The organism is Roseofilum sp. (genome assembly GCF_982964205.1).
Genome location: NZ_CEZBFX010000180.1, coordinates 1 through 6,098, shown reverse-complemented (window position 1 = coordinate 6,098; position 6,098 = coordinate 1). Strand labels below are relative to the sequence as shown.

The 6,098-nt window shown below is 40.6% G+C and carries 8 protein-coding genes; 1 reads left to right on the top strand and 7 read right to left on the bottom strand.

Going from position 1 to position 6,098, the window contains the following annotated elements; genetic code table 11:
* The 3 genes from AC3A14_RS23685 to AC3A14_RS23675 all read right to left on the bottom strand — a co-directional run.
* Window positions 1-162, bottom strand: a 162-nt coding sequence (locus tag AC3A14_RS23685; RefSeq protein WP_487779198.1) for a DUF7734 family protein, incomplete at its 3' end; no start/stop codon positions are given.
* Between the two features lie 60 nt (window positions 163-222).
* Window positions 223-903, bottom strand: a complete 681-nt coding sequence (locus AC3A14_RS23680) for a COG3904 family protein (protein ID WP_318736005.1) — start codon at window positions 901-903, stop codon at window positions 223-225.
* Window positions 904-957: 54 nt separating this feature from the next.
* Window positions 958-1,545: a DUF3177 family protein gene (locus AC3A14_RS23675; RefSeq protein WP_487779197.1), complete on the bottom strand. Its 588-nt coding sequence runs from the start codon at window positions 1,543-1,545 to the stop codon at window positions 958-960.
* 339 nt (window positions 1,546-1,884) lie between these two features.
* Here AC3A14_RS23675 and AC3A14_RS23670 point away from each other — a divergent pair, with 339 nt between their 5' ends.
* A complete protein-coding gene (locus tag AC3A14_RS23670) occupies window positions 1,885-2,817 on the top strand; it encodes a ParA family protein (RefSeq protein ID WP_318701543.1) in 933 nt (310 codons plus the stop codon).
* Window positions 2,818-3,079: 262 nt separating this feature from the next.
* Here AC3A14_RS23670 and AC3A14_RS23665 read toward each other — a convergent pair whose 3' ends face one another.
* The 4 genes from AC3A14_RS23665 to AC3A14_RS23650 all read right to left on the bottom strand — a co-directional run.
* Window positions 3,080-3,748 carry a class I SAM-dependent methyltransferase gene (locus AC3A14_RS23665; protein ID WP_318701544.1) on the bottom strand — a complete coding sequence of 223 codons (669 nt, stop codon included), beginning with the start codon at window positions 3,746-3,748 and terminating at the stop codon, window positions 3,080-3,082.
* Between the two features lie 7 nt (window positions 3,749-3,755).
* Window positions 3,756-4,742: a PLP-dependent cysteine synthase family protein gene (locus AC3A14_RS23660; RefSeq protein ID WP_318736011.1), complete on the bottom strand. Its 987-nt coding sequence runs from the start codon at window positions 4,740-4,742 to the stop codon at window positions 3,756-3,758.
* A gap of 27 nt (window positions 4,743-4,769) precedes the next feature.
* The gene (locus AC3A14_RS23655) at window positions 4,770-5,492 is read right to left on the bottom strand and encodes a methyltransferase (RefSeq protein WP_318701546.1); all 723 of its coding nucleotides are present in this window, start codon (window positions 5,490-5,492) and stop codon (window positions 4,770-4,772) included.
* 103 nt (window positions 5,493-5,595) lie between these two features.
* On the bottom strand, window positions 5,596-6,098 hold a 503-nt coding region (locus AC3A14_RS23650), incomplete at its 5' end, for a magnesium chelatase domain-containing protein (RefSeq protein ID WP_318736013.1).

Sequence of the window (6,098 nt, the reverse complement as noted above, 5' to 3'; positions counted from 1 at the left end):
TAAGACAGGGATATCTGGATTAAAGGCAGTCGATCGCATTAAAGAACTGGAAAACCCTTTAAATACCAGGATTTGATCGGCTTCTCCCTCAATTTCTGCATGGATGAGTAGCACTTCTTGGGGCCGTTTGAGGGTGTATTGTTCTAAGCGTCGAGAAAACATAGGCGATCGTACTTCATTTGGGAAAGGTTGCAGCTAATTAATGATTCGAGTCACTCGAAATCAATTACCCGAGGAGTTCGATCTCTTAAGCCAGGCTTGCTCATCTCGCTTTCCACAGATTTCTTCATTCATCTCGCTTAAAGTTTCACCCTGTGCATCACTTGTTTCCAGCATATATTGCTGGATTTCTGAGGGTAGCATCCAGTGTATACCATCCACCGGAGCTTTTTCAAGAGTAAACCAATAAAAATCCTGGGGGATACCCATATCGCTGTAATAGTCCAAATAGGGTTGATGCACATCCGCATCGCGAGGGAAGTCTCGGCCTTCAACGCTATCACTATCTCCCCAGGAATGCACGCCAAGACAAGCTCCTTGCTGAATATCTCTGTTCACGCCGGCTAGAAATAGATCGGTACCGCCTGAAGCCACCAATCCATCTTCTGGGACTATGGTGGTAAACCCCAGATCTCGCACCATTCGCGCCAGCTCTAGATTAGCCGTATCATCAATGGAACCAGGCACCCACTGCAAAACCAGTGTTTTGATGCTTGGATTGTTATGGGTTGCCATCTCAAACGTAGAAATGGCACTTCGGTCTATAACACCATTGGCCACAAAGGAGTTATCATTGACTTCAATTTCAAGGAGAGGAATGTTAGATTCTGCGCAGGCACTGAGTATTATCAGTCCTAGAGAGACTATTGACGATAAGCCGTGGATGCTTCTGTTGTCTGTCATTACCCATTTAACTCTAGTTTGATCCAACTACATACTAGCGCGTAGCATTACCGACTATTGGCCGACAGCGGTTCGACCCTGCTTTCCGAGGCGAATGAGGATAAAATAGCTCAGATAAACCGTATAGATCAGCAATCCCAGGATACCCACAAAGCCTAAGAAGCGTTCGCTGGTGGCATTGTGGAATAATTGTTTATAGCCCCAAGGTGCTTCTAACCAGAGTCGGCAAAAGTTATTTTGGATTAATTCTTGCGTAGGTAAAAAAGCGCATTGTAGTGAGGGTAATTGGGCGATCGCCCCAATCCCCATCAATATCGTTACCGCCCAGCGCCAAGCCGTAAACGCCAGTTTCAGGGCACGAGACGGGGGCATATCCTCAATTTCCTCATTCAAGTCAATCCAAAACCAGAGGGATATGGGAATCAAAATCCGGGCGGATATAGAACTGACAAAGCCAATGGGCGCTCCCCCAATCATCAAATAAAGGGAGATAATCAGCAAACTAGCCACCCGCCAATAGATAATCATCAGGCGGATTAGGGGGACAGACTGTTTCACCAGCGACCAAATCAGCAGCACCAAGGGAATACCGATCCCCACCAGTGCCACTAACCGATAGTCCATCCAAATCAGCGATCGCATCCAATCCATTCCCGCTTTGCCTCAATCTCAGAGCAGCCACATCTAACCATACCAGAACCATCTGTTTCTCACCCCATCTCCAGAGTGCAAACATTGACAAACCGATATTAAGTCTTAATAATACCATGCAAATTGAGTAGGGTGTGGACAGTGGGGAGCAGGAAAAACAGGTTGTGCATCTTGTTTGTTGCCTCTTGCCCCTTGAACTGTAGATAGGCATTATGATTTGAAAGGCACAACTGCTAGATGAGAGCAACTCTGCTTGACTTTCGGCATCACAGAGGCTTATAACTGTACATTTTCTGGACATTTTTCCACCGAACTGACTGGATCTTACCTATGGGATATATTATTTCAACTGTCAATATGAAAGGAGGGGTCGGCAAAACCACCCTCACGGTTAATCTAGCGGCGTGTCTTGCCAAATACCACGACAAGCGGGTGTTGATTGTCGATTTAGATGCTCAAATCAGTGCTACCCTCAGCATGATGTCGCCCTCCGATTTTGCCAAACTCAGGCGAGATCAACGCACCTTAAGAGAATTGGTCAAAAAAGCGATTAATCCAGCCGCCAGTTCTACTTTTCCTATCCAAGATATTATCATTCCCTACGCTTGTAATGTTCCCAAACTCCATTTACTCCCTGGGGACATTGATATGTATGATGAATTTTCAGTTTCAGAAATGATTTATGAAAAAGCCGTTTATCGGGAACAAGTAAGTTTTGAAACCGTATGGAATCGCTTTGAAAGAGTCTTGGTTGAGAGCATCTTAAAACCCATCATCGACGAATATGATTACATTATTTTAGATTGTGCCCCTGGCTATAATCTCTTAACTCGCAGTGCCCTGACTGCCAGCGATTTTTACTTACTCCCCGCTCGTCCAGAACCCCTATCATTAATCGGGATTCAGCTTTTAGAGCGTCGGTTAGCAAAACTGCGAGAAGTCCATCAAGATGGACATCCCCTAGATATTCAAATGCTCGGCATTGTCTTCACCATGGCTGGGGGATTTATCGGCCGCTATTATCGCCAAGTCATGAACCGGGTACGTACAGATTATAGTGAGGCGAAACTGTTTAAGACTCGCATTCCTGCCGATATCAATGTATCTAAAGCTGTCGATAATTATTTACCTGTAGTCATAGCCCATCCCCATAGTCGCGGCTCCAAAGCCTTTCAAAAATTGACGGAGGAATTATTAGATAAACTCCATACCACCATTTCCCGAAAACAACAACAATCTTCAGTGAAAATGTCGGATTTGTAATTGGGGTAATGAGGAATGGGTATAGCAACTACACCAGCAGTTAAAACTTTTTTGCCTATTCCCTATCCTCTAATATTATCGGCTAAAATAGTGAATGATGTTGAAGCGTTAAAAAGATCAAGCATTATGAACCTTCAGACCCCATCATCAATCCTGTGCTAATTGGCTACATCGAACAAAAGTACAAGCATCTCTTTAAGCTGTCCATTAATCAACCCTTAGGAGACCAGGGGCTGAAGTCCCTTGTTTAGCACAGGGTTGCTTATTTTTGATAAATAAATGCTTCATGTTTTACAATGGAACCATTCATTAATTTTCGATGCTCATAAATGATATTTCCACGACAAGTTAAATGAGAATTAAGCCACTGCAAAATTTCTATTCTACGCCTGTCCTTCTGATTATTAGTCAAATTAAAAATAAGATAACCAGACTTCTGTAATACATCAAGATAGCTCTCATAATCAAAAAATTCTAAGTGATTCGCACCTCCACTAACAATCAAACAATTAAACTGCCCTTTTGTTAAATCATCCTGTTCATATTGTCCAACTATATAGGTTTGGTCATAAATGTGTGGATTATCTCGATGGAGTGCTGTAATAGCTATAGGTAAAATATCAATCCCAACTAATAGCTCAACAGAGATAGCACTGTGAGTCTTTAAAAATTTACCCATCAACCCACTACCACAAGCAATATCTAAGATCCGCCATTGTTTGATATCTTTTATAGAACACAAAAATTCTTCTAGGACTAAATAGACCTTACATTCAAGTTGTTCTAAAATTAGATCTTCATATAAATGAGGATAGGAATATAAAGTTGAGTAATCCCAAATATTTACTGTTTTCCGATCTCCATCAGGTAGTTCAAGTTCAAAAAACTCATCACCTTGTTCAGAACCAAATATTTTTTTGATTTTATACATAATCAGTCTACCCCAAAATAATTTGACTTTCTCTTAAGAATTCAGGATTGTATATTTTTGATAAATATTTAATACCACTATCACACAAAATTGTAACGACTACAGATTCCTCATCGAGTTGTTCAGCTATGCATTTACTCGCAAAAATGTTTAATCCGCTACTCCCACCAACAAGAATTCCTTCAGTTTGCAGTAATTTATAACACATGGAAATTGCTTGTTCATCGGAGACTTGAATAACTTCATCAATCAGAGAAAAATCCAAGCATTTTGTTGGCTTATATTTACCTGCTCCCTCTATAATATAGGGCTGATTTTTATTTACAATATAATCAGATTTATCTTGACAATATCCATGATAATAATACTCATAAATATTGGAATGTAAAGGATCGGCTAGAATCACTTTAATTTCATGATTTTGTTCTTTTAGAAACTTGGCTGTACCCGTGATACAACCAAAGGTCGATCCAGTCATTACAAAATGAGTAATTCTACCATTAGTTTGCTCCCAAATTTCAGGGCCTAATGTTTTATAATAAATTTCTGGGTTGTTAGGATTATTATATTGATCGACTTTAAAATAGTTATGTTTGCAGGCTAACTGATGGGCATATTCCATATAATCATGTCCTTCACTGACTACCATCAATTGGGCATTGAAAGAACGAATATGATTTTGCTTCTCCAGGCTACATTTTTGAGAAGTAACAACAATCACATTATATCCTTTCAAACTTCCCAACATAGCAAAACTACACCCAGTATTTCCACTAGAGGCACAAACAATGGTATCTCCCTTAGTTAACTTTTTATTGGCTTCAGCTTGGTTGAGAATGTATTGAGCAATACAGTCTTTCATACTATACCCTGGATTCAAAAATTCGCATTTTGCATACAATTTTGCTGAATTAGGATCGCAGCAGTTGCTCAAATCCACTAAAGGAGTATAGCCAATAGAGTCAATGAATTTTATGGATTTTACTGTATTCATTTATGTTCAACAATCGAGTTTAAAAAATCAGCGTTTGGAGTTGAATTCCAAAATGTATATTTTTTTGTAAAAAGCATCATCTTGAAATGTTATATCTCTAGCATTTTTTTCATCTTGTGACATTGCTGTAACTATAGGATACAATATTTGACGTACAGGAACTGTTTTTTCATGTTTTTTGGCTCCTGAAAAACCAAAGTGTTGCTCTATACTTTTCAAAAAAGAGTCGATCGCTAAGACTGAAGAAACTCCTAACTGAATGCTAATATTCTGAGTATTTTGTCCTGATAGCCATTGAAAAAAACGATTTATTACTGCTTTTCCATCTTTGCCTCCATCTCTAAATTTTTTCTCACATTCTTCTTTAAAGATATTGATATTCACCCAATCTGTTGGTAGCTGAGGGGGATTAAATGTAATTAAGTCAATGGGGTATTTTGATAGATCGATTGAGTCAAAAGCCCCCTGAATTATCTGATATTGATCTGAGGAAATCCCCTCTTTCTTGAGGTTATACTGTGTCAAGCCAATGGCTTCTGGCTGAATGTCGTTAAAATAGACAAATGGAAGGCGATTTAAGAGACTATAGATCCCGATAATACCACTTCCACATCCCACATCTAGCAGACAGTGGTAGTGTTGAAGATCTATACCTTCACACATGGCTTGACTAAAAGGGGTTTTGGCAGCAATTCCATTACTACTAGCTAAGTTTATATTTTCAATTAAATAGATTGATTTTTGATTCATTAATGACTGATTTATGTTTTTTTATTTCATCTTAGAATATCATATCATTTCCATTTTTCAACTGTCTTGCGAATTAATACCAAAAAAAAAGTATCAATAAAATCTAAAGGTCTAATTCGTCCAATTCCAACTCAGACTCTGGGGAACCTTCGGAGGGAGGTTGTACGGGAATGGCAGAAACGATCGCATCCAAAACCCGCCCCACCGGGATAATGGTTAGGCCTAAGTCGGGTAAAGATTGACCTTTGGGAACGATCGCCCGCTTAAAGCCGAGCTTCGCCGCTTCCTTTAATCTCAATTCTAATTGGGACACCGCTCGCACCTGTCCCCCCAAGCCTACCTCGCCAATAATCACCGTGCGCGGATCGACCAGGCGATCGCGGAATGAAGCCACCACGGACACCGCAATTCCCAAATCCGCCGCCGGTTCCTCTACCCCTAATCCGCCCGCAGAAGCCACATAAGTATCGAGCTTGGATAAAGGAATACCGACTCGCTTCTCCAATACCGCTAAAATCTGCAATAACCGGTTATTGTCCACCCCAGTAGTTGCGCGACGGGGGGAACCGTAGCTCGTCGGACTCACCAGCGCTTGCAGCTCCACCA